Below are 22337 nucleotides of genomic sequence, written 5' to 3'. Positions count from 1 at the left end.
GCTTTAAGATAGCCACTTCATCGTGACCCGGCTTCATGCGCCAGGAGTGGCAGGTGTATTCATCTCAACATCGAAGCAGCGCCGCCCTATGTCTGACCTTCATGTTGTTATGCGGGTCGGTGCCCGCATTCGCGGCTGCGGCGTCCGCGAGCCATGCAGCGAGCGGTGCATCGACGCCTGCGATCATGTCCGTCGACGCCCTTCCGCCGAACTTCACCGGTGACGATCCCGAACACGTCCGCGATGCGCTCGCCGGTCATCCCGCGCCGAGCCAGCCCTCGTCGATCACGAGCCGTGTGCGCTCATTCCTCGCGCATCCATTGCGCAAATCCGAGCAAACCGCGTCCGCGCCGTTTGGTGCGAGCCAACCCCGCGCGCAGACCGACCGCACGTTCACCTTCGTCATTCCGGTTTCATACGGCGTGCGCTATCTGTCGAAGAAGAAAGTGCTTACCGTGAACGTATCGCTGGCGGCACCTGAAAGTCCCGATGCGATTCTGCTCAGGCAGACGGTGAAAGGACAAAGCGGCCGCAAGCTCGTCGTCGCCCCCGAGGCGAAGGCGAAGGGATTTCTTCAGACCGTCGACGTCATTCAGTTGAAGCCTGAAGGCGGTAACAAGACCACGATTCAAGGCCGCGTGCTATTGCCGCATTTCGATCACGAACACGGCAGCGGCGACTTCGCCATCGTGCTGATCTGCACGCTTGCGCCGCCCTATCTGATGGACGACATCGAACACAGCGCGCCCACCGACGAGGAACCCACCGACATCACACGCAGAACATCGACGCTCAATGGACGTGTCGATGCCGCGTGGCTGATCGATCGCAAGGAAGGCACGATCGTCACGAAGCGGCTGCGCCTCGTGAAATAGCAGGCACGCCGCGTCATCGTTCGATCAATACTCGATGTTCGAATCCAGCGGATACACAGGCCGCCCGAGGTAATCGAACGAAAAGAGTCCGTAGTCGGAACTCGTGACGCCGCGGCTGTCGCACTCGACGAGGCCGCCCGCGATCGGCACGAACACGGGACGGCAATACATGCGCGACTTGAGGATCAGGAAACGCGCGCCACGCGGATCGATACCTACGCTCTCGAACACGCCCAGATCCCACGGCTCGTGCGTGCGTTCCGTCACGAGGATGCGCGCCGCCGCCGTTTCGAGCACGGCCGCGCGCCCCATGTACGCGCGCTGTCCCGTGTAGGTCGGCCCGCTGATGATGTACTCGCCATCGGTCAGCGCGCGCACGACGCCCGTCACGTCGAGCGGCGGCTTGCCGCGCGAGGCCACGCTCGCGAGCTTGTTGCCGATGCCGACCGTGACCGTCGCGCCCTCGCCTGCTTCGAAGAGCGTCGCCACCGCTTCGGGATCGCATAAAGGCCCGACGACGATGCCGTCGAGTCCTTGCCTCAACGCCTCTTCGAACGCATCAGTGGTATCGCACGTTCCGCCCGACATGCAGTTGTCGCCGTGATCGAGGAGCAACACGGGCTTGTCGGTTTCGCGCGCGAGCGCCGCGCCTTCTCTGATCGACTGAGCGAGCGGCGCGCTGCGGTATACGAACTCGTCACGCTCGGCCCAGATCTGCCGCGCGATGCGGTCCGCGACCTCCTGCGCCTTCGCGCGTTCGCCATTCGCGACCACGACGACGCTGATGCAAGGCGAGGCGATATCGGCAAGCGAGAAGCCCGACAGCACCGACACGGCCAGCACGCCATCCTCGCCCTCAGCAGCGCGAGCGGCATCGACGGCGCGCTTCATTGCGCCCTCGGCAGTCGAACTTCTGAGCGTATGCGTGAGCAACGGCGGCTGCGCCCATGCGATCACGGGCTTCGCATCGCCACGAATGAGATCGAGCAGCAGCCGCGCGGCATGCTCGCCGCTCTCGTACATATCGACGTGCGGATATGTCTTGAAGCTCGTTATCACATCCGCGTTGTCGATGATCTTCTGCGTGACGTTCGCATGCAGATCGAGCGATACGGCGATCGGCGCATGCGGCAGCGCGCGTCGTACGCGTTCGAGCAGATCGCCTTCACCGTCGGGGGAATTCTCCGCGACCATCGCGCCATGCAGATCGAGCAATACCGCATCGCAGCCTTGCGCAGCGTCGACGATCGACTGACAGATCGCGTCGTAAGCGGCCGCAGCCACGCGCCCGCTCGGATTCGCCGATGCCGATATCGGCGTGACGATCTCCGCGTGTTCGCGCTTCGCCGCATCGATGAACGCGGACATCGCGGTACGCATGCCGGCGTTCTCGCGATACGCATCCTCGCCATAACAGGGGCCGTCGCGTCCGAACGCTTCGAGCGGCGTCGCAACCGGCGAGAAGGTGTTGGTTTCGTGATTCATCCTCGCGATGAGAAACTTCATGCCGCTTCTCCCGCCGCGCGCAACATCACTTGCAGCAGCACGTTACAGCCCGCTTCCAGATGATCGGCGCGCGCATCCTCGATTTCGTTGTGACTGATGCCATCCTTGCAAGGCACGAAGATCATCGCGGCCGGCGCCACACGCGCAAGATACACCGCGTCGTGTCCCGCGCCGCTCACGACATCCATCGATGTGAAGCCGAGTGCGCCGGCACTCTCGCGTACCGAAGCGACCAGCGATGGCTCGAAGGGTTGCGGCGCAAAGTAGACAACTTCGTCTACCGTGACCGGCAAGCCCGCCTGGGCGCATGCCTCGCGCAACGCGCGGTCCATCTCGAGCAGCGTCGCATCGTCGGCGGCGCGCAAGTCGACGGTCAGCTTCACGCGCCCCGGAATCACGTTGCGCGAGTTCGGATGCACGTTCATCCAGCCTACCGTGCCGCGTCCATGCGGCGCGTGATCGAGCGCGATGCGATTGACCGTGCGGATCAGGTCAGCGGCGACGAGCAGTGCGTCGCGCCGCAGTTCCATCGGTGTCGGGCCCGCGTGCGCTTCCATGCCATCGATGGTCACGTCGTACCAGCGCTGGCCGAGCGCGCCCTGCACGACGCCGATCACCTTGTCGTTCGCTTCGAGCACCGGTCCCTGTTCGATGTGCGCCTCGAAATACGCGCCCACGTCGTGTGCGGCGACGCGCTCGCCCGCATAGCCGATCGCCGCGAGCGCATCACGCACGGACACGCCCTCGCGATCCGCCTGCTCGAGCGCGTGATCGAGCGTAAACGCGCCCGCGAACACGCCAGAGCCCATCATCACCGGTACGAAGCGCGAGCCTTCCTCATTGGTCCAGACCGCGACTTCGAGCGGCGCAGCGGTACGCACGTTGTTGTCGTTCAGCGTGCGCAATACTTCGAGCCCCGCCAGTACGCCATAGTTGCCGTCGAACTTGCCGCCGGTCGGTTGCGTGTCGATGTGACTGCCGGTCACGACAGGCGGCAGATCGTCGCGCGTGCCGGCGCGACGCGCAAAGATATTACCGATCGCATCGATGCGTACCGTGCAGCCGATGTCCTTCGCCCACGCGACGAAAAGATCGCGGCCCTGCCTGTCGAGCTCCGTGAGCGCGAGACGGCACACGCCGCCCTTCTCCGTCGCGCCGATGCGCGCGAGTTCCATCAGGCTGTTCCAGAGACGCGCACCATCGACGCGCAATCCGGCCTGCGCCGGCATATCATGAGCTTGCATTCGAGGTTCCTGAGCTTGAGTGTTGCTGATCGATGTTCAGACGACGCCGACACCGAGATAACGATCCTTGATCGACTCATCGGCGATGAACGCATCATTCGCGCCTTCATACACGATGCGTCCCTGCTCGATGATGTAATGGCGATCCGCAAGCTGCGTGCACACTTCGAGATTCTGTTCGACGAGCAGAATCGCCACGCCCGCTTTGCGGATCAGCTTCAACTGCGCGACGATCTCCTCGACGATCACCGGCGCGAGTCCTTCCACCGGCTCATCGAGCATCAGAAGGCGCGGATGATTCATCAGGGCGCGGCCGATCGCGAGCATCTGTTGTTCGCCGCCGGAAAGCTGACCGCCGCCGTTCGTGCGCCGCTCTTTCAAACGCGGAAAGATGCGATAGATGTCCGCGAGTTGCCACGGCGAATCCTTGCGCGCGCCGAGCCGCAAGTTCTCTTCGACCGAAAGCAGCTTGAAGATGCCGCGATGCTCGGGCACGAAACACACGCCGCGCGCAGCGATCTTGTGAGGCGGAAGCTTCGCAAGCTCCGCGCCCTTGAACTTCACGCTGCCGCGTTGCGGCGTCACGACGCCCGCGATGCTTTTGAGCGTGGTCGATTTCCCCGCGCCGTTGCGCCCGAGCAGCGTGACGGTTTCGCCTTCGCCAATTTCGAGCGACACGCCCTGGAGAATATGGCTCTTGCCGTAATAGCCGTGAATATCGTGGACGGCGAGCATCATGCGCGGCCTCCGGTGATCATGTTGCCGAGATAGGCGCTGCGCACGCGCTCGTCGCCGCGAATATCGGCGGGCTTGCCTTCGACCAGCACGCGGCCTTGCTGCATGACGGTGATCGTGTCGGAGATGTCCATCACGATATCCATGTTGTGCTCGATCAGCACGACCGTGTAATCGTCGCGCAGGCTGCGGATCAGATGTTTCATGCTGTCGAGATCGTCGATGCCCATGCCCGATGTCGGTTCGTCGAGAAAGATGGCCTTGGGCCGCGCGGCGAGCGCCATGCCCACTTCGAGACGCCGCTGCTGACCATGCGACAACGCGCTCGCTTGCGTCGATGCAAAGCGTTGCAGCGCGAGACGTTCGAGAATTCCATCGACCGTATCGCGATGTTCGAGCACGCCATGCGGCGGGCTCCACGCATCGAGCGCGCGCTTCGAATCGACACCTTGCGCGGCGAGACGCAGATTCTCGCGCACGGAGAGGTTCGCGAACAGGCTCGTCACCTGAAACGAGCGCGCGATGCCGCGCTTCACTCGACGATGATCAGGCTCATGCGTCACATCGTGACCATCGAACACGATATTGCCCGCCGTGATCGGCACCGTGCCCGTCAGCACGTGAAACAGCGTGGTCTTTCCCGCGCCGTTCGGTCCGATCACGGAATGCACCGTGTTCTTCGCGATGCGCAGGTTCACATCCGTTAGCGCCGCGAACTTGCCATAGCGTTTCGCGACGCCCTTCGCTTCCAGTATCGATGCGCTCATGCCGGCTCTCCCCGATCGCGCCTGAGCGCGCGCCAGATGCGTTCTCCCAGTCCCCACAGACCGCGCTGCATGAAGAGGCTCACGGCAATCAAGACGAGCCCGAGCAACAGCAGCCAGCGCGGCCACAGCGTCGACAGCCAGTCGGCGAACAGCACGTAGAACGCCGCGCCGAGCACGGAGGAAAAGAGATTGCCCGTGCCGCCGATGACCGTCATCACGAGAATCATCTCGCTCGTGTGATAGTCGATGTTCGACAGCGGTGCGATGCCGGTCATCATCGCGTGCAGCCCGCCGGCCAGTCCCGTCACCGCGCCCGATACGATGAAGGCGGCAAGCTTGAAGCGTCTGACGTCATAGCCCACGGCGGCCGCGCGCGCTTCGTTGTCGCGGATCGCGAGCAGCGTGCGGCCGAAGACCGAGTGCGATACGCGCAGCATCAGCCAGAACGCGATCAGAAACAGCACGGCGACGAACGCGTAGTATTGCCACGGCGATGCAATCGACACGAGCGGTTGCCCGAAGATCGACAGCGCGGGACGCGGGATATCGAGCAGGCCGTTGTCGCCGCCGGTGAGATCGGGCGTCGTGTAGGCGAGAAAGTAGAACATCTGCCCGAAGGCCAGCGTGAGCATCACGAAGTACGCGCCGCGCTGACGAATGGAGAACCATCCGACGAGCGCCGCGGCCACCGCGCCCACCACGATTGCACCGAGCAACGCGGCAGGCACCTGAAGCCCTGACTTCGTGAGTATCAGGCCCGCGCTATAACTTCCGAGGCCGAAGAAAATGCCTTGCCCGAAGGACAGCAAGCCGGTATGACCGAGCAACAGATTGCAGCCCAGCGCGGCGAGCGCATAGACGAGCACTTCGGTTGCGAGCGATCCGGAACGCATCGTCATCGGCAGAATGCACACGACGACGGCCGCGAGCAACAGGAAGCGATAGCGATGCAGCGAATGCCTGAGCGAGCGTCGTGGCACGCTCACGTCCAGTGTTTTCGAATCGAGTTTGGCGTTCACGCGGTCCTCCCGAGCAATCCATTCGGACGCAGCAGCAACACCGCAGCCATTGCGACGTAAATCATGAGACGCGCGCCTTCGGGCCATAGCGTGCTCATCACGCTTTGCACGATGCCCACCAGCAACCCGCCGACGAGTGCGCCGAGAAAGTTACCCATCCCGCCCACCACCACCACCACGAACGCGACGCCGAGCGCTTCGATGCCCATGAAGGGATCGACACCGCGTATCGGCGCAGCGAGCACGCCCGCGAGCGCCGCCGTGCCCGCGCCCAGCGCGAAGACGAGACTGAAGATACGCGTCACGTTGATGCCGAGCAGCGACACCATCTCGCTCGATTCGCTGCCCGCGCGCACCGCGCTGCCCAGACGCGTGCCTTCGAGCACCCACCACAGAATGCCCGCCAGCACGGCCGTGAAGGCAATCACGAAGAGCCGGTATTTCGGGTAGATGAAGCTGCCCCACATCACGACGCCGTTCAGGATGTCGGGGACCGGAACGTTATCTCCGAGCGGTCCCCACGCGATGATCGCGCACTCCTGTATCACGAGCGCGAGCCCGACCGTCGCGAGAATATGGAACTCGTGCTGCTGCGCGTAGACGTGCCGCAGCACGGCTTTCTCGACGATCCACGCGCACGCACCCACCACGGCGGGCACGACGACGAGCGCGGCCCAGAAGTTCATGGACCACTGCATCGCCTGATAGCAGAAGTACGCGCCAAGCAGATAGAAAGCGCCGTGCGCGAAGTTCACGAAGCGCAGCAGCCCGAACACGATCGACAACCCGACCGCGAGCAAGAAATACAGCATGCCCACGCCGATGCCGTTCACGACCTGCAACAGATAAACGTTCATGGCCTTGCATCAGAAGAGTGGCGGCGCGAATGCAAGCCTTGCCTGCATTCGCATGAAAACAGCGCGCATCAGAACATCAAGACATCAAGCCAGCTTGCATTGCGTCTTGTCGAGCGGCAGGAACGATTGGCCCGAACTGACGATGTCGGCGTAGTCGTCCTTGTCCTTCATCTTGCTCTTGGGCTTGCCCTTCAACAGGTAGTAGTTCTTCAGCACCTGATGATCGCCCGCGCGAATCTCTTCGGGACCGGTCAGCCCCGCGTACTTCATGCCTTCGAGCGCCGCGACGACTTTCTTCGGATCGGCGGTGCCCGCCTTGACGATGCCGTCGAGCAGAATCTTCGTGCAGATATACGAGCCCGCGAGACTGTAGTTCGGGTTCGACTTGTAAGTCGCGTTGACGCGCTTGACGAGATCGTGATTGAGCGGCGTGTCGATCGCATGCCAGTACTGCGCGCCGAAGTACACGCCTTCGCAAATGTCAGGGCCGAGCGCTTCGAATTGCTCCAGCCCCGACGCCCATGCCATCAGGATGGTGCAGTTGTTCTTCATGCCGAAGCTCACGGCCTGTCGCAACGTGTCCGACGATTGCGAACCGAAGTTCAGGATCAGAAGGACGTCCGGCTTTGCGGCGACCGCATTGGTCAGATAACCGCTGAACTCCTTTTCATTGAGCGAGTGATAACTGTTGCCCACGTGCTCGATGCCCTTCTCCTTGAAGATGTTTTTCGCCGCGGACAGGAGACCGTCACCGAACACGTATTGCGGCGTGATGGTGTACCAGCGCTTCGCGTTGGGCATCGACTGGATCAACGGACGCACCGTCTGCTCGATCGCGCCGAAAGTCGGCACCGACCAGCGGAAGGTCGCGCTGTTGCAATCCTTGCCGGTGAGTTCATCCGCGCCCGCTGTCGTGATGAAGATGCCGTCGGCTTTCTGGGCTTCCTTGCCCATTGCGAGCGCTTCAGAAGAAAGAATGCCGCCCGCGAAATAACGCGCGTTCTTCTGCTGCGCGATTTCCTGCACGCGGCGCACAGCCGTTGCGGGTTTTCCCTCGGTATCGAGCGTCGTATAGGCGAGCGGCTGGCCGAGCACCTTGCCGTATTGATCGATCGCGAGCTTCATGCCGAGGTCGGCGTACTTGCCGTTGGCCGCGAACGGGCCGGACATCGGCACCGGGCAGGCGAACTGGATCGGCGAGCCCTGCGCGAAGGCGCTTCTTGCCACGAGCGCTTCGATCGATCCTGGAATGGCCGACAGCGCGGCCAGTTTCAACATGTTTCGGCGATTCAAAATTGACGCTCCTTGAAGAAGATGACCCGCGCAGCCGCCCCGTATTATTTTCGTGGTACGTTCGAGCCTCGGCGGGGTTCATCCTATTTATCATGATAAATAGGATGAACCTGATGCTAGGAACAATAAATTCGCGTGTCAATAAGGCAAAATTCCAGTCTGCGTAGCCGCCATGCGTACGCGTATAAAGCAGACAACGACAGGGAGCATCGACATGGTGATGGAGCGTGCAAAACGCGCGGGCGCTGCAATCGAGATCGCGCAACAGTCGATCAAGCAGCCCAAGCGCGCCGACCTCGTCGCGGAAGAGATCAAGCGGCTGATCACGGAAAAGAACCTCAAGCCCGGCGACAAGCTGCCGCGCGAAGTCGAGTTGCAGCAGCTCTTCTCCGTGAGCAAGAGCACGATACGCGAGGCGCTCAAGTCGCTCGAAGTGCAAGGGCTCATCAAGGTGACGACGGGTCCGTCGGGCGGCGGCACGATCGTCGAAGTGCCGCTCGATCGCACGTTGCAGCTCTTGCAGAACTATCTGTTCTTCAAGGACGTGACCATCGACGATATCTATACCGTGCGTCAATTGCTCGAGCCAGAATTGGCGGCGGGCGCGGTGCCTCATCTCACCGACGAGGATTTCGCGGCGCTGGAAACGAACATCGCGTGTTGCGACGAGCCCGCCGCGGCGCATGCGGATCGCGACATCGTCAGGCAACGTCAGGAAGACGTGAACTTTCACGACATTCTCGCCGCCGCCAATCCCAATCCGTTTCTGCGCTTCACGTGCGAACTCATCAACGAGATGATCAGGCAGCTCATCGAGTTCAGGAACGATACGCCGCAGGCCGAGCACGAGCGCTTCGGCCGCGCGAACGTGAAGATCCACAAGGCGATCACGGAAGCCGCGCGCGCACGCAACGCGGACAAGGTCCGTGAGCTGATGGTGATTCACATGACCGAAGCGCCGCGTTACGTGAAGCGCATGAAGGGCAAGCTGCGCGGGCGGCTCATTCTCGACTCGGAAATCCGCAAGCGCATGGGCGTACGCGGTAGCTGATTCGCGGACGCCCGTGCTGAAACGAAGCGGTGCGACCGACTACAATCGACCCATGAATCACGGAGTTTTCGACGCAATGCGAGGTGGCGTCGCACAGCGATGGCGTGCCCGGTCATGCGGGGATGGCGTCATGCGGAGAACCTGAATGCCCGCCAGTTTGAAGGCCGTTCGCAAGACCGGACGCGTGATGAGTCGCCGGCTGATGCGACGCAACAACTCTGCCGCGATGCGCTTCGCCGAAGCGTTCTCGCGCTTTCCGGTGCTCGCCGGACTGATCGGCACCGCCATCGCCATTTCCATGGCCGTGCTGTCGTTCGCCGCGCTCTGGCAGGGACGCGCGCAGGCGCTGCAGAACGCGCATCAGGCGTCGGCCAATCTCGTCGCGACCCTGAGCGCGGATATCGCCCGCAACGCCGAAGCGATCGACCTGTCGCTGCGCACCATCGTGAGCGGCGCGCAAAACCCCGCCGTGATGGCGCTTCCTCCCGATCTGCGCAAGCTCGTTCTGTTCGATGGCGCCACCGGAATGACCTATGTCGGCGGCGCGTTCGTCATGGATCGCGAAGGACGCATCGTGATCGAACGCGATCCTTCGCAGCATGCCGATCTGCTTTTCAACGATCGCGACTACTTCAAGGATCATGCCGAACACGCCGACGCGGGCCTCTTCATTTCCGGACCCTATGCGTCGCGACTGCGCAAGGGCGTGGCCTCGCTCGCGATGAGCCGCCGCATCAACGCGCCGGACGGATCGTTCGCGGGGGTCGCGGTCATCGCGCTGAACGTCGCCTACTTCAGGAACCTGTTGTCGCGCGTGAACGTCGGCCGGTCGGGGTCGGCGTTCATCGTGCAGGAGGACGGCGTGATGATCGCGCGCAAGCCCGCATTGCCGTCAGATGAAACGGGATACGTCGCGAAATCGCCCACTTTCTCCGCGATGAAGGACGCGCCCTCCGGCTCCTATATCTCCCGCTCGACGATCGACGGTGTACGGCGGCTCTATACCTTCCAGCACGTGCCGGGCACGCATCTGATCGCGGCGGTCGCGCCTGCGGAGGATGATGTGCTCAGCGCGTGGCGTGAACGCAGCGTCGTCATCGGTGGCCTGACGCTGATGTTCGGCGGCGGCTTCATCGTCATCTCCTGGCTGCTGGCCATCTCGTTGCGTTCGCGTGCGATCGCGCACGAGAAACTGCAGCGGCTCGCGGGCACGGACGCGCTGACCGGACTCTCCAATCGCCGCGCGCTCGACCGCCGGCTCGACGAGGAATGGCGGCGTGCGCGGCGTGCCGATCAACCGCTCTCCGCGCTGTTCGTCGACGTCGATTACTTCAAGCTCTACAACGACACCTACGGTCACGCGATGGGCGACGATGCGCTCATCGCGGTGGCCGATTGCATACAGAATTCCGCGAAGCGGCCCGGCGATATCGTTGCGCGCTACGGCGGCGAGGAGTTCGTGATCGTGTTGCCAGGCGCGGCCTCGAGCGGCGCGTTCACGTTCGCGGAACGCCTGCGCGTGAAAGTGGAGGAACTGGCGATTCCGAACAGCGCCGTGCCCAAGGGGGTGCTGACCATCAGCATCGGCTGCGCCACGGCCTCGCCGCGCCATGCCGACGACGCGCTCAAGCTGCTCAACAGCGCCGACTCAGCGCTTTACCTCGCGAAACGCGCCGGACGCAACCGCGCGATCCATGAAGACAGCGTCGCGAGCGACGGCGCCTGAAGCAGTGCGGGACGTCAGGCGTATCATGCATGCTGAATGCAATCGTGCGTTTTGCATGCCGCATTCCACATGCAATCGTGCAAACAGAGGAGGACCATCCGATGACCGCATCGAACGCCGTACTCGCGATTCTGTTCTCGCTGCTGCTCGGCGCGATGATCCCCGGACCGAGCTTCGTGCTGGTGGCGCGCAACGCAATAGGCATATCGCGCGCCGATGGTCTCGCGACCGCGCTCGGCATGGGTGTGGGCGGCATCTTCTTCGGCGGCATCGCGCTCGCGGGACTCTATACCCTGCTGGTCGCCGTGGAGTGGCTCTACATCGCGCTGAAGGTCGCGGGCGGCCTCTATCTGATCCACATTGCGTGGAAGATCTGGCGCGGCGCCGCGCAGCCGATGCATATGCCGACTCGCGACGATGCGCCCGCGCTGATGAGAAGCGCACGCAAATCCTTCTGGCTCGGACTCACCACGCAACTGAGCAATCCGAAGACCGCCATCTGGTACGGCAGTATCTTCGCGGCGCTCCTGCCGCAGCATCCTCCGCTGTGGTGCTATTTCGTGCTGCCGCCCATGGTCTTCGCGATCGAGACGGGCTGGTACACCGTCGTCGCGCTGGGATTTTCCAGCCAGCGGCCGCGCGACATGTATCTGCGCGCGAAGAAGTGGATCGATCGCATTGCGTCGAGCGTCATCGCGGCGCTCGGCTTGCGCCTCGTGCTTACGGCGGGCAGAACTGGTTTGTAGTTCGGCATTCAGAACACAAAAGTCAAAACGCCATCAGGCATTCCGAATGCAAAAAACCGGGACGCACGCCCTAACGCACGTCCCGGTCTCCTCTCACAGGCGGCTTCCGAAGCCACGCGTCACAGCGGATGCAGCTTGCCGTCGAGGTCCATCGTCCATTGCGAGCCGTCCTTGAACGTCAGCACGCCGCTATTGGCGTCGATATGAATCGGCCTGCCGGCCGGCTCCTTCTTGTCGCCTCCAAAGATGCGGGACATCTCGGAAGAGGACAGATCCTCGGCATGTTCCAGATCGTCGAGCTTCAGGTTCGCCATGGGGTTTCTCCTTGTGATGCGTGAGCAAGCGTTTGCTTGAATCGAGCGTATGGTGCGCTCGCCATGGTTCTTTGCATCGTGCATGCCAATGATCGCTACGTCGGCTGCGAGCCTTATGCAGCGGTCCGTCGATGCAAACGCACGCGCTCTTTCGAAATGGCAAGTCGCACGCGCGCCAACACAGCACGCGCGATGCTGTCGGCGCCGCGACGACACCGGCATCCTTTCGATTGACTGACACGCACGATCGCGCCGCTCTTTGGCGCAGGACTTGCTTTTTATCCGCGCTCACACATCCGGCGATACGACCGGCACTTGCACATGGAGGAGAGGATGCAAGACGATATCCGCGAGATCGCGGCTAATCACGAAGAACCTCACGAAGAACGAGAGAGCGGCTGGCTCATTCCGTCGATCCGCAAGGCGCACGAGCGTTCCGAAACCTTCGGACTGAACGCGTCGACACGGCCCGACTACGACGTTCTTACCGAAGGCGATCTGCTGCTCAAGCTCGATCAGAACCGCGTGCTGTGCGCGCACGCGACGCCGGTGATGGAAACGCTGCGCGAACAAATCGTCAACACGCAAAGCATGATCGTGCTGACTGACGCTCAAGGTCTGATTCTCCATTCGACGGGCGACGACGATTTTCTCGCGCGCGCCGAGAAGGTCGCGCTGCGCGCCGGCGCGAACTGGGCGGAGGAACGGCAAGGGACCAATGCGATCGGCACGGCAATCGCGGAACGTTGTCCGACCGTCGTGCACGGCGCCCAGCACTATCTCGCCGCCAATCGCTTTCTCACCTGCTCCAGCGTGCCGATCCTCGATCCATACGGCGATCTCATCGGCGTGCTCGACGTCACCGGCGATCATCGCAGCTATCATCGGCACACCATGGCGCTTGCGCGCATGTCGGTGCAGATGATCGAGAACCACCTTTTTTCCAGCACGTTTCAGGGCATGCTGCAGATCGCGTTTCACAGCCGCCCCGAGTTTCTCGGCACGCTGATGGAAGGCATCATGGCCTTCACGTGCGACGGACGCTTTCTCTCGGCCAACCGCAGCGCGCAGTTTCAGTTCGGCTTGCCGCTTTCCTCGCTGCGCGCGCATACGCTGTCGTCGCTGTTCGGGCTCACGAGCGCGCAACTGATCGATCGTTCGCATGCGAGCCGCGCGCCGCATCTGCCCCTCGACCTCAACAACGGCACACGCGTGTGCGCACGCGTGCGCTTGAACCGCGCACCGCTCGCCGAGATGGCTGCCACGCACGTCGCGGCCAGACCCGCGCCGCGCGCATCGACTGCGCTCGATGCCTCATCGAAGCTCGCCTCGCTCGACACCGGCGATACCAGGGTGTCCGCCGTCATCGGCAAAGTGCGCAAGGTCATCGGCAAGGACATTCCGATCCTCATCACGGGCGAAACCGGCACGGGCAAGGAACTGCTCGCCCAGGCCATTCACAGCGATTCGCCGCGCCGCGCGGGGCCGTTCGTCGCGGTGAACTGCGCATCGATTCCGGAAAACCTGATCGAGTCGGAACTCTTCGGCTATGAGGAAGGCGCGTTCACGGGCGCGCGACGCAAGGGCGCGGCCGGCAAGCTCTTGCAGGCGAACGGCGGCACGCTCTTTCTCGACGAAATCGGCGACATGCCGTATCCGTTGCAAGTGCGCCTGCTGCGCGTGCTGCAGGAACGCGTCGTCGATCCGCTCGGTTCGAGCAAATCGATACCGGTCGATGTCGCCATCATCTGCGCGACGCACCGCAATCTGCGCGAGATGATCGAACAGAACCGCTTTCGCGAGGACCTCTATTACCGCCTGAACGGACTCGTCGTGAAACTGCCGCCGCTGCGCGAACGTACCGACCTCGCGACCGTGATCACGAAGATGCTGCACGCCGTGAGCGCCGATGAAGCGTGCGGCATGCCCCTGTCGATCGACGATGAAGTCATGGCGCTCTTCGAGCGCTACGCGTGGCCCGGCAACTTCAGGCAACTGTGCAACCTGCTGCGCACGGCGGCCGCGATGGTGGATGACGACGGCTGCATCCGCCGGGAACATCTTCCGGAAGATTTCTTCGAGGAGACCCGCGTCGGCGCGCAAGGCCCGTCTGAAGCATGCGTTCCATCGGCGCTTGCGTCAGGGCGTCTCCAGGAAGTCACGGCATCCGTGATCGCTGCGGCGCTCGCGCGGCATCGTGGCAATGTATCGGCCGCTGCACGCGCGCTGGGGGTTTCGCGCAACACGATTTATCGCAAGATGCCCGCCTGTTCAACGATGGAGCAATGAGGTGTTCCACTTCGCTACACCCGTGTCCCGAAGAAGCACAACGCGGTCACGATACTAACGAATCATCGAAACCGGACTGAAAGCCAACAGCGTGCACATGCACGGTCAACTCATCGAAGGCACGGAGCTTGCATTTTCGAGTCCGGTTGCGAAACGGTTCGCGATCTCACTCGAACATCATCCAGGAGATGAACATGCAATGGACGACACCGGCCTTCACCGACCTGCGCTTCGGCTTCGAAATCACGATGTATATCGCGACACGCTGATGCTGCGATAAAAGCGCGCCCGGGTCGATCGAACCCGGGCACGTCCCCTTCTCTTTCCGCTCCTCATGAACACCACGACTGCGCCCGCGCGGCCACGCTTGCGTGCGCCACTGAAGCTGCACTGGCATGCGGACATGAGCACATGCGAGATCGTGCATCCGCGCGGAAGCGTCGAACTCAACCGCAGTGCGGGCGAAATACTCGCGCGCTGCGATGGCACGCGCGAACTCGACGACATCATCGGCGAAATCGAAACGCGCTTCGGCACGTCGGGACTCGCCGCGGATGTGTATCGCTTCATCGATGAAGCCCGCCGCCTCGGCTGGCTCGACTGAACCCGCACTGTCACATCGGGCAACACGCCGGACGTCTCACTGCTCCACGATGCAACACACGAACATCAACGCCACACGGCGGGCCTCTGCATGACTTCGTCCAAGAGAACCACATGCAGCAAGGCCCGCACGCGCATGCATCGTCAATGGCACATGACTTGCCTTGATGACGTCGCAACCGTTTCGGATGGCTATCGAGATTCAAAGAAGACGTCGCACCGATAATACCCAGGAGACAACGATGAAGATCCGCTTCAGTCCGGCAATGCGCATCGCGGCCCTTGCTGCAGGCGTCGCTGCCACATTCACGCTCGCCCAGCAGCATGCCATCGCGGCGGGCAGCACGCCTGCGCAGTATCCGGAAGTCAGCTATGAACGTCTCACGAGCGCTCAGGATGATCCGGGCTGGCTGACCTACTACCGCACGTATAACGGTCATGGACACTCGCCGCTCAAGCAGATCGACACGACGAATGTGAAGGGCTTGAAGCAGGCATGGAGCTACAAGTTTCCCAAGGACTTGCAGCAGGGCTTCGAAGCGACGCCCATCGTCAACGGACGCTTTCTCTTCGTGACGACGCCCAAGGACAACGTTTATGCCTTCGATGCCGCAACCGGCAAACAGCTCTGGAGATACGAGCCGAATCTCGATGCAAGATCGTTCAAGACCGCATGTTGCGATGTGATCAATCGCGGTGTCGCCCTGTACGGCAAGAACGTCTACGTCGCGATGCTGAACGGCGAAGTGGCCGCGCTCGATGCGCAAACGGGCGCGCTCGTATGGAAGAAGGCGATGTTCGATCCGGGCACCGGCTATGCGTTCTCGCTGGCGCCGCTCGCGCTGGATGGCGCGCTCGTCGTGGGCAGTGCGGGTGGCGAGTATGGCGCGCGCGGCTTCATCGCGGCACTCGATCCGAACGATGGCAAGGTGCTGTGGAAGCGCTTTACCGTGCCCGGCGCGAAGGAGCCCGGCGGCAACACCTGGCCCGATGGCATGCAGGAACACGGCGGCGCGCCCGCATGGCTCACCGGCACCTATGACGCCGCGAGCAAGACGCTCTATTGGGGCGTGGGCAATCCGGGACCGTGGCTCGCGGATCTTCGTCCCGGCGACAACCTCTATTCCGATTCGCTGCTCGCGCTCGATCCGAAAACCGGCGACCTCAAGTGGCACTATCAATACACGACGCATGACACGTGGGACTATGACGGCGTGAACACGCCCGTGCTCGCGAACATCAAGTATCAGGGCAAGGACTACGACGCCATCATTCACGCGGACCGCAACGGCTTCTTTCATGCAATCGATCGCAGCAACGGCAAGCTGATCTACGCGCGGCCCTTCGTCACCGCGACATCGGTCACGGGTTACACGGACGATGGCAAGCCGATTCAGGATGCATCGAAGTATCCGAAGACGGGCACGACCATCGAAACATGTCCAAGCTTTCTCGGCGGCAAAAACTGGTGGTCCGTTTCATACGATCCGCAAACGCATCTCGCGATCGTGCCCGCCTTGCATGCGTGCATGTCCTTGTCGGGCAAGTCGGTGACTTACATGGAAGGTCTGCCCTATCTCGGCGAAGGCTTCGAGATCAAGCCCGAGCCCGGCAGCAAGGGCTACGGCGAGTTGCAGGCTATCGATGTCGATACCGGCAAGAAAGTCTGGAGCCACTGGAGCAAGCTGCCGTGGAACGGCGGCGTCGCGACGACGGCGGGCGGTCTCGCATTCAGCGGCTCGCTCGACGGCCATCTCTATGCGTTCGACGAAAAGACCGGCAAGGTCCTGTGGCAAAGCCCCAAGCTCGCGAGCGGCATCATCGCGCAGCCTTCGGTGTACGAGATCGACGGCAAGGAATACGTCGCGATCCTCGCGGGCTACGGCGGTGCGAATCCGATCTGGGGCGGCCCGATGGCGAAGGCCGCCGACAAGGTCCCGCGCGGCGGCACGCTCTATGTGTTCGCGCTCGATCGCACCTGACCCTTCCTGATCGAACCGCGAGCGCGCATCGTCGTGCGCTCGCGGTGTTCATCGACCTCATCGGACGCTTCGACATGAATCAATCCCTCAACTCCATGCGTGCCGTGGGCATGCTGGCCGCATGCATCGCCCTCACGCCGTCGGCATCCGATGCCGCCGTGAAGATCTGCACGTTTCCCGGCAGTCCGTCGGCTGCGCTGGATCGCAGTGTCGCGCAAGCGGTCTTCGCACGCGCCAACATCCCCGCGACGTTCGTCTCCAACGGAATAGGCGAAGGCGACGACGATGGCGTGTCGCTCAAGGAACTCGACAAGACGCTCGCACGCGCATGCGATGTGATCGCCGGCTTCCCGCGCTCCGCCGTCGCCGACGCATCCGGCGGCAAGATGCAGTTTTCGCGCGCCTATCTGCGTGCTGGCTATGTGAGCATCGAAGCTCCCGGCGCGGAACTGAAGGACGCCGCGAAGCGCACGGTCGCCGCGACCTATGCAAGCCCCGCGCAACTGATCGCCGTGCAACAGCCGGACGTGACGCTCGATCTCGAGAACACATCGGCATCGACGGTCGAAGCGGTGGCCAACGGTCGCGCGCAACGTGCGATCGTCTGGTATCCCGCGGTCGTTGCTTATCGCATCGCGCATCCGGAGCGCCGCTTCACCGTTGCGAACGCGGACTCACCGTATGCGGACTGGCATCTGGCGTTCGCATTCAGCGATAGAAGCGCCCCGTTGCGTGGACGCATCGACGATGCGCTCAAGGCAATGACCAACGACGGCCGCTTGCAGGCGCTGACGAAGCAATGGAGCTTGCCCGCGCAGACCGCTTCGGCTGCGCGCTATCTCGACACGCCGTCGACGGCATCGTTCCAGCATGGCGGCATCATGCTCGCGGATGCCAGCACAGCGCGCGCGGGACGCTTCATCAAGGTCGCGAACGAAGGCGCCGTCGAGCCGCCCACCTTCGAGCAGGCGCAAACGACGCACGGCAAGACCCTCTATTCGAGTTCGTGCGCGAAGTGTCACGGCGCGCAACTCCAGGGCATGACCGCGCCCGCGTTGCAGGGACCGTCGTTCGCACCGGCATCGAACTCGCATCTCACGGTAGGCGGCATCTTCAACTACATGGCGACCAACATGCCCGCGGATCGTCCCGGCAAGATGAAGGATCAGGACTATGCTGACATCATGGCGTTCCTGCTGATGTCGAATGGCTACAAGCCGGGTGGATCGAAGATGACCGCCGACAGCGCGCGCGCGTCGAAGCTGCCGCTCAACGCGGGACCCGCCCATTGAAATCGTCGACTTGATTACATCACGACGTGACATATAATCAAAATGTCGCGCGGGCGGATCGACATCGGCCGCAGCGTGATGCAATGTGCAATTCGGCCGGCTCGAGCCGGCGGGAGGCCAGCGTCGTGCTGATCAACAATGATTTCGAAATCGGCTATCTTGTCGTGGTTTTCGCTTTACTCGGCGTCATCCTGATCGGCGCGCTGCTCACGGCGCTGCATCTGGATCGCTGGCATCCGAAGCTCATCAGCGCAGCCATCGGGGCGCTACTCGGGCTTGCGCTGATCGAAGCGGTGCCGATGCTCACCTGACGACACACCCTGACGTTTCGTCGAGCCTTCGGTTCGTCGCGATACCGGGGCGGCACGCATGTTCAGCAAGAAAAGAACATACGTTCCGCCTCGTTCCTGTTTTCCCTGAACATCCTCTTTCGACTCGCGCGCGGTGCTGCATTGGCATAATGCAGCACCGGGCGCGCGCATGCGCGTCTTCATCGTCTGATCCGTTTCATCACCGACCCGGACCGCATGACCGCGATCACCCGCACCCGACGCAAACTACGCACGTTCTTCGGCGCGCCCGAAGCAAGACGGCTTCTGCGCACCCTCATGAGTTGCGCGATCAGCTATGCCGCCGCGCGGCTCGCCACGCTGCCTGAAGGTTACTGGGCGCTCATCACGACGCTCGTGATCGTCACGCAGCCGAGCCTCACGCAAGCCGTCGATACCGCGCGCGATCAGATCATCGGCGCATTCATCGGCGCGGTGGCGGGCGTGCTCGGCATCGTCGCGATGGAGCGTGGCGCGCCGCCGCTCGCCGTCTTTTCGGTCGCGCTCGTGCCGCTCGCCGCGTTGAGCGCCAAGCGCCCCGCGTTCAGGCTCGCATGCGTGACCCTCGTGATCGTCGTGCTGATTCCGGCAGGCCCGGGATCGCCCTTCGAGCGGCCGATGCATCGCGTGCTGGAGATATTGATCGGCGCAGCATCGTCGTTCGTCGTGTCGGCGCTCTGGCCGAATCGCGCGCTCGAAGCCGCGCATCGCAGCGTCGCGTATACCTTGAAGAGTCTCGGTCAGCTGATCGGCCTGTATCTGTCCGGCGCACCGGACGAAGCCCGCGCGATGCGCCTCGAAACCCACAGCACGGACGCTCAGAAAGCACTCGACGATGCGTTGAAGGAAGCCGAACGCGAGCACATCATCGTGCTGGTGCAGAACCGGCGCTCCGACGCCATCGACAAGGCCGCGCCCTTCCTGCGACGCCTGCATGGCGATGCGGCTTTTCTTGCAAAGGCCGTATCGCGCCTCGATCGCGAGCTATGCGCGGCCCGCCTCGGCGATACCGGCCGCAAGCTACAGGCTTTGTTCGAGACACTCGCGAGCGTGCTCGCGTCGAATCATCAGGAAGAAGCGCGGCTCGAACGCGTACGCGCGGCCGTCAGTGAGCTCAAGGACATGCTTGCAGCGCAGGAGTCGGCGCATGGCGCGCAGGAAGTGGCGCAGTTCGTTGTCGGGCTGATCGTCGCGGATCTCGATGCGCTGATCGCGACGATCTATCCGCCGAAGGAATCATCGGCCTAACGCGAGAGGCCGCGCGCATCGATCGGCCAGATGTCCGTCACGCGCTCGCCGCGATAGCACACGTATTCGTCGTAGAGATTCACGGTCGGATCGCAGTGTCCCGGCGGCAACCGAAGCCGCTCGCCGACGAGGCCCGCGAAATCGGCGTCGACATCATGTTGCGCCTGCAACATGCCGTGCTCGTCGTTCGCGGCGACGTAGCTCAACGCGGGCGCAGCGCTCGCGTCGAGCCAGTGCACGCGGCGCGGCAAGCCCGAATCCACCGCCAGCCCTTTCAGGCCGACGTCGCACACCGCCATGCCGGGCCGCGTCGCGCTCATGATCGTCGATAGCACGAAAAGACTGTGACGCCAGCGCAATTCACCGCTCCAGCCGATGCCGCCGTAATCGCCATCCATGAAGAGGTATGAGCCCGGTTGCAGTTCGGTGAAGACGCCGCTCGCGGCATCGAACTCGACCGTGCCCGTGCCGCCGCCCGTTACGACGCCGCAACGCACGCCGCGGGTATCGAGCGCGCGCACATAGCGTGCCGCGGTGTCCGCTGCGCGATTCGCTTCGCTCTTGCGTGCGCTCCAGTCCGCGACGTGCTGTATGCCGCCGTGATACGCCTGAATGCCCGTGAAGCGCAAGGCGCGTTGTTCCGCAATGCCGTCGACGAGCGCGAGCAGCGCGTCCTCGCTCGTCACGCCGCAGCGATGCTGGCCGGCATCGATTTCGGGCAGCACGTCGATCGTCACGCCCGCACGCGCCGCCGCATCGCCGAGCGCGCGCACTTGCGGCAACGCATCCACGCACACCGAAAGCCGCACATGCGATGCGAGTTCGACAGCCATCGCAAGCTTGTCCGCGCCGACGAACTCGTTGCTCACATGAATGCTGCCGATGCCCGCGCGCGCGAACGGATACGCCTCCGACAGCTTCTGGCAGCACACGCCGACCGCGCCCGCTTCGACCTGGCGCTTTGCGATCTCGCTGGACTTGTGCGCCTTCGCATGCGGACGCAATGCAACGCCATGCCGTGCCGCGAACGCGGACATCGCGGCGAGATTCGCGTCGAAGGCGTCGAGATCGATCGTCAGGGATGGCGTGGCGACGGTTGCAAGCATGTCGCCCACGCGGGCGGCACAAGGAGGGATGAGCGTCATGGCGGATCGTGGCGATGGAGTTGAATCAGGCATTCTGCATGATGAATGCATAAAACCGTTTGCACATTTGTCGACATCATGCCGGAACTTCCGTTTCGAGAATCGCGCCTTCGTCCTTGAGCGCCCGAATGCGCGCGTCGTCGAACCCGTATTCACCGAGCACTTCGCCGGTGTGCTGTCCGAGCAGCGGCGCGGGCCGCGAGGCCTGCGTGCGCCCCTCGGAGAAGTGAATCGGCAAGCCGATGCCGCGCATCGGGCCCGCGAGCGGATGGTCCGTCTCCACGATCATCCCGCGCGCGACGGCCTGCTCGTGCGACGACGCTTCCGGCACGCCGAGCACCGCGCCGCTCGGCAGGCCGATCTCGTCGAAACTTGCGAGCCATGCATCGGTGGTGCGCTCGACGAGACGCGCGCCCAGAATTTCGACAAGCGCCTCGCGATGTTTCAGACGGCCTGCATTGGTCTGGAAACGTTCGTCTTCGGCGAGTCCGGGGATGTTCAACACGCCGACCAGACGCTCGTAGTTGCTCTGATTCGCCGCGCCGATGTTGACCCAGCCGTCGCGCGTGCGGAACGCCTGGTACGGGGCACTGGTCGGATTCGCCGAGCCGGCCTTGGGCAACACCGTGCCGTCCGCGAAGTAGTTGGCGAACGCCCAGTACATCTGCTGCAGACCAGCTTCGAAGAGCGACGTATCGACCATCTGTCCGAGGCCGGTCGCCTGCTTTCGCGCATACGCCGCGCTGATGCCGAGCGCGGCCAGAATGCCCGCGTTGATATCGGTGACGGGCGAACCTGCCTTGATGGGCGCCTGCCCCGGCTCGCCGGTCATGCTCATCAAACCGCTCAGGCCTTGTGCGATGAGATCGAAGCCGCCCTTGTCGGCCATCGGCCCGCTACGGCCATAGCCCGATATCGCGCAATAGATGAGGCCGGGATTCATCGCCTTGAGCGTGTCGTAGCCCATGCCGAGCTTTTCCATCGTGCCGCGTCGATAGTTCTCCGTCACCACGTCCGCGCTCGCGAGCATCCTTGCGAGCACTTCCTTGCCACCTGCTGTCTTCAGATTGAGGGCGATGCCGCGCTTGTTGCGGTTCACGATCATGAACGATGCCGATTCGCCGCTCGGGAGGATCGGCGCGAACCGTCTGCAATCGTCGCCGCCCGGGATCTTCTCGACCTTGATGACGTCGGCGCCCATGTCCGCGAGCATCATCCCGCAGATCGGCCCCGACATGATGTGCGCAAGCTCGATCACGCGCATGCCTGCAAGCGGTCCCGCGCCGGGCGCGGCCGCTGGTTTCGTGTCTGCCATG

Annotated in this window: 21 protein-coding genes; 11 read left to right on the top strand and 10 right to left on the bottom strand. The window is 63.1% G+C overall.

The window, feature by feature from the left end; all coding sequences use genetic code 11:
• Positions 1–53: 53 nt before the first annotated feature.
• The gene (locus BTHE68_RS34510) at positions 54–875 is read left to right on the top strand and encodes a hypothetical protein (protein WP_232078216.1); all 822 of its coding nucleotides are present in this window, start codon (positions 54–56) and stop codon (positions 873–875) included.
• A 24-nt stretch (positions 876–899) separates the two neighbouring features.
• Here BTHE68_RS34510 and BTHE68_RS34505 read toward each other — a convergent pair whose 3' ends face one another.
• The 7 genes from BTHE68_RS34505 to BTHE68_RS34475 form a co-directional block, all read right to left on the bottom strand.
• Entirely contained in the window at positions 900–2381 is a 1482-nt protein-coding gene (locus tag BTHE68_RS34505; RefSeq protein ID WP_162070729.1) for a M81 family metallopeptidase, read from the bottom strand.
• Complete coding sequence (locus BTHE68_RS34500) at positions 2378–3625, bottom strand: Zn-dependent hydrolase (RefSeq protein ID WP_162070728.1); 1248 nt, start codon at positions 3623–3625, stop codon at positions 2378–2380. The genes BTHE68_RS34505 and BTHE68_RS34500 overlap by 4 nt, the downstream gene beginning before the upstream one ends.
• A gap of 36 nt (positions 3626–3661) precedes the next feature.
• On the bottom strand, positions 3662–4363 hold the full coding sequence (locus tag BTHE68_RS34495) for an ABC transporter ATP-binding protein (protein ID WP_162070727.1): 702 nt from the start codon (positions 4361–4363) through the stop codon (positions 3662–3664).
• Entirely contained in the window at positions 4360–5127 is a 768-nt protein-coding gene (locus tag BTHE68_RS34490; protein ID WP_162070726.1) for an ABC transporter ATP-binding protein, read from the bottom strand. Before BTHE68_RS34490 ends, BTHE68_RS34495 begins: the two co-directional genes overlap by 4 nt.
• A complete protein-coding gene (locus BTHE68_RS34485) occupies positions 5124–6113 on the bottom strand; it encodes a branched-chain amino acid ABC transporter permease (RefSeq protein WP_502710625.1) in 990 nt (329 codons plus the stop codon). Before BTHE68_RS34485 ends, BTHE68_RS34490 begins: the two co-directional genes overlap by 4 nt.
• Before the next feature lie 29 nt (positions 6114–6142).
• Positions 6143–7003 carry a branched-chain amino acid ABC transporter permease gene (locus BTHE68_RS34480; RefSeq protein ID WP_162070724.1) on the bottom strand — a complete coding sequence of 287 codons (861 nt, stop codon included), beginning with the start codon at positions 7001–7003 and terminating at the stop codon, positions 6143–6145.
• 84 nt (positions 7004–7087) lie between these two features.
• Entirely contained in the window at positions 7088–8296 is a 1209-nt protein-coding gene (locus BTHE68_RS34475) for an ABC transporter substrate-binding protein (RefSeq protein WP_162070723.1), read from the bottom strand.
• Between the two features lie 214 nt (positions 8297–8510).
• On the opposite strand from BTHE68_RS34475, the gene BTHE68_RS34470 reads away from it, so the two are divergent.
• From BTHE68_RS34470 to BTHE68_RS34460, 3 genes are all read left to right on the top strand, one after another.
• Entirely contained in the window at positions 8511–9347 is an 837-nt protein-coding gene (locus tag BTHE68_RS34470; protein WP_162070984.1) for a FadR/GntR family transcriptional regulator, read from the top strand.
• 145 nt (positions 9348–9492) lie between these two features.
• Positions 9493–11073, top strand: a complete 1581-nt coding sequence (locus BTHE68_RS34465; RefSeq protein ID WP_225936425.1) for a sensor domain-containing diguanylate cyclase — start codon at positions 9493–9495, stop codon at positions 11071–11073.
• 101 nt (positions 11074–11174) lie between these two features.
• Positions 11175–11819, top strand: a complete 645-nt coding sequence (locus BTHE68_RS34460) for a LysE family translocator (protein WP_162070722.1) — start codon at positions 11175–11177, stop codon at positions 11817–11819.
• Between the two features lie 119 nt (positions 11820–11938).
• On the opposite strand, the gene BTHE68_RS34455 is transcribed toward BTHE68_RS34460, so the two are convergent.
• Positions 11939–12133, bottom strand: a complete 195-nt coding sequence (locus tag BTHE68_RS34455) for a hypothetical protein (protein WP_162070721.1) — start codon at positions 12131–12133, stop codon at positions 11939–11941.
• Positions 12134–12466: 333 nt separating this feature from the next.
• Here BTHE68_RS34455 and BTHE68_RS34450 point away from each other — a divergent pair, with 333 nt between their 5' ends.
• The 7 genes from BTHE68_RS34450 to BTHE68_RS34420 all read left to right on the top strand — a co-directional run bounded on the left by BTHE68_RS34450 (position 12467) and on the right by BTHE68_RS34420 (position 19876).
• The gene (locus BTHE68_RS34450) at positions 12467–14422 is read left to right on the top strand and encodes a sigma-54-dependent Fis family transcriptional regulator (protein ID WP_162070720.1); all 1956 of its coding nucleotides are present in this window, start codon (positions 12467–12469) and stop codon (positions 14420–14422) included.
• Between the two features lie 194 nt (positions 14423–14616).
• Positions 14617–14691, top strand: coding sequence for a pyrroloquinoline quinone precursor peptide PqqA (gene pqqA, locus BTHE68_RS34445; protein ID WP_008347847.1), 75 nt, complete (start codon positions 14617–14619; stop codon positions 14689–14691).
• A 65-nt stretch (positions 14692–14756) separates the two neighbouring features.
• Positions 14757–15026, top strand: coding sequence for a pyrroloquinoline quinone biosynthesis peptide chaperone PqqD (gene pqqD / locus BTHE68_RS34440; RefSeq protein WP_162070719.1), 270 nt, complete (start codon positions 14757–14759; stop codon positions 15024–15026).
• 241 nt (positions 15027–15267) lie between these two features.
• Positions 15268–17007 carry a methanol/ethanol family PQQ-dependent dehydrogenase gene (locus tag BTHE68_RS34435; RefSeq protein WP_162070718.1) on the top strand — a complete coding sequence of 580 codons (1740 nt, stop codon included), beginning with the start codon at positions 15268–15270 and terminating at the stop codon, positions 17005–17007.
• Positions 17008–17081: 74 nt separating this feature from the next.
• Positions 17082–18299, top strand: coding sequence for a c-type cytochrome (locus BTHE68_RS34430; RefSeq protein WP_162070717.1), 1218 nt, complete (start codon positions 17082–17084; stop codon positions 18297–18299).
• A gap of 125 nt (positions 18300–18424) precedes the next feature.
• Positions 18425–18610, top strand: coding sequence for a hypothetical protein (locus BTHE68_RS34425; protein WP_162070716.1), 186 nt, complete (start codon positions 18425–18427; stop codon positions 18608–18610).
• Between the two features lie 216 nt (positions 18611–18826).
• Positions 18827–19876, top strand: a complete 1050-nt coding sequence (locus tag BTHE68_RS34420; RefSeq protein ID WP_162070715.1) for an FUSC family protein — start codon at positions 18827–18829, stop codon at positions 19874–19876.
• Here BTHE68_RS34420 and BTHE68_RS34415 read toward each other — a convergent pair.
• Positions 19873–21021 carry a DSD1 family PLP-dependent enzyme gene (locus BTHE68_RS34415; RefSeq protein ID WP_162070714.1) on the bottom strand — a complete coding sequence of 383 codons (1149 nt, stop codon included), beginning with the start codon at positions 21019–21021 and terminating at the stop codon, positions 19873–19875. The two genes, BTHE68_RS34420 and BTHE68_RS34415, sit on opposite strands and share 4 nt — an antisense overlap.
• A 76-nt stretch (positions 21022–21097) precedes the next feature.
• Positions 21098–22336 (bottom strand): CaiB/BaiF CoA transferase family protein, encoded by a 1239-nt coding sequence (locus tag BTHE68_RS34410; protein WP_225936426.1) that lies wholly within the window; start codon positions 22334–22336, stop codon positions 21098–21100.
• Position 22337: the final 1 nt, after the last annotated feature.

The sequence above is a fragment of the Burkholderia sp. THE68 genome, from assembly GCF_009938265.1.
Lineage (GTDB): Bacteria > Pseudomonadota > Gammaproteobacteria > Burkholderiales > Burkholderiaceae > Caballeronia.
This window is presented reverse-complemented; position numbering and strand designations above follow the sequence as displayed.

What these genes read in the sequence shown, in the direction of transcription:
- BTHE68_RS34505 (WP_162070729.1), bottom strand. Translation starts at nt 2,381, where the DNA reads ATGAAGTTTCTCATCGCGAGGATGAATCACGAAACCAACACCTTCTCG.
- BTHE68_RS34500 (WP_162070728.1), bottom strand. Translation starts at nt 3,625, where the DNA reads ATGCAAGCTCATGATATGCCGGCGCAGGCCGGATTGCGCGTCGATGGT.
- BTHE68_RS34495 (WP_162070727.1), bottom strand. Translation starts at nt 4,363, where the DNA reads ATGATGCTCGCCGTCCACGATATTCACGGCTATTACGGCAAGAGCCAT.
- BTHE68_RS34490 (WP_162070726.1), bottom strand. Translation starts at nt 5,127, where the DNA reads ATGAGCGCATCGATACTGGAAGCGAAGGGCGTCGCGAAACGCTATGGC.
- BTHE68_RS34480 (WP_162070724.1), bottom strand. Translation starts at nt 7,003, where the DNA reads ATGAACGTTTATCTGTTGCAGGTCGTGAACGGCATCGGCGTGGGCATG.
- BTHE68_RS34470 (WP_162070984.1), top strand. Translation starts at nt 8,511, where the DNA reads ATGGTGATGGAGCGTGCAAAACGCGCGGGCGCTGCAATCGAGATCGCG.
- BTHE68_RS34465 (WP_225936425.1), top strand. Translation starts at nt 9,493, where the DNA reads ATGCCCGCCAGTTTGAAGGCCGTTCGCAAGACCGGACGCGTGATGAGT.
- BTHE68_RS34460 (WP_162070722.1), top strand. Translation starts at nt 11,175, where the DNA reads ATGACCGCATCGAACGCCGTACTCGCGATTCTGTTCTCGCTGCTGCTC.
- BTHE68_RS34455 (WP_162070721.1), bottom strand. Translation starts at nt 12,133, where the DNA reads ATGGCGAACCTGAAGCTCGACGATCTGGAACATGCCGAGGATCTGTCC.
- BTHE68_RS34450 (WP_162070720.1), top strand. Translation starts at nt 12,467, where the DNA reads ATGCAAGACGATATCCGCGAGATCGCGGCTAATCACGAAGAACCTCAC.
- pqqD (WP_162070719.1), top strand. Translation starts at nt 14,757, where the DNA reads ATGAACACCACGACTGCGCCCGCGCGGCCACGCTTGCGTGCGCCACTG.
- BTHE68_RS34435 (WP_162070718.1), top strand. Translation starts at nt 15,268, where the DNA reads ATGAAGATCCGCTTCAGTCCGGCAATGCGCATCGCGGCCCTTGCTGCA.
- BTHE68_RS34430 (WP_162070717.1), top strand. Translation starts at nt 17,082, where the DNA reads ATGAATCAATCCCTCAACTCCATGCGTGCCGTGGGCATGCTGGCCGCA.
- BTHE68_RS34420 (WP_162070715.1), top strand. Translation starts at nt 18,827, where the DNA reads ATGACCGCGATCACCCGCACCCGACGCAAACTACGCACGTTCTTCGGC.
- BTHE68_RS34415 (WP_162070714.1), bottom strand. Translation starts at nt 21,021, where the DNA reads ATGACGCTCATCCCTCCTTGTGCCGCCCGCGTGGGCGACATGCTTGCA.
- BTHE68_RS34410 (WP_225936426.1), bottom strand. Translation starts at nt 22,336, where the DNA reads ATGGCAGACACGAAACCAGCGGCCGCGCCCGGCGCGGGACCGCTTGCA.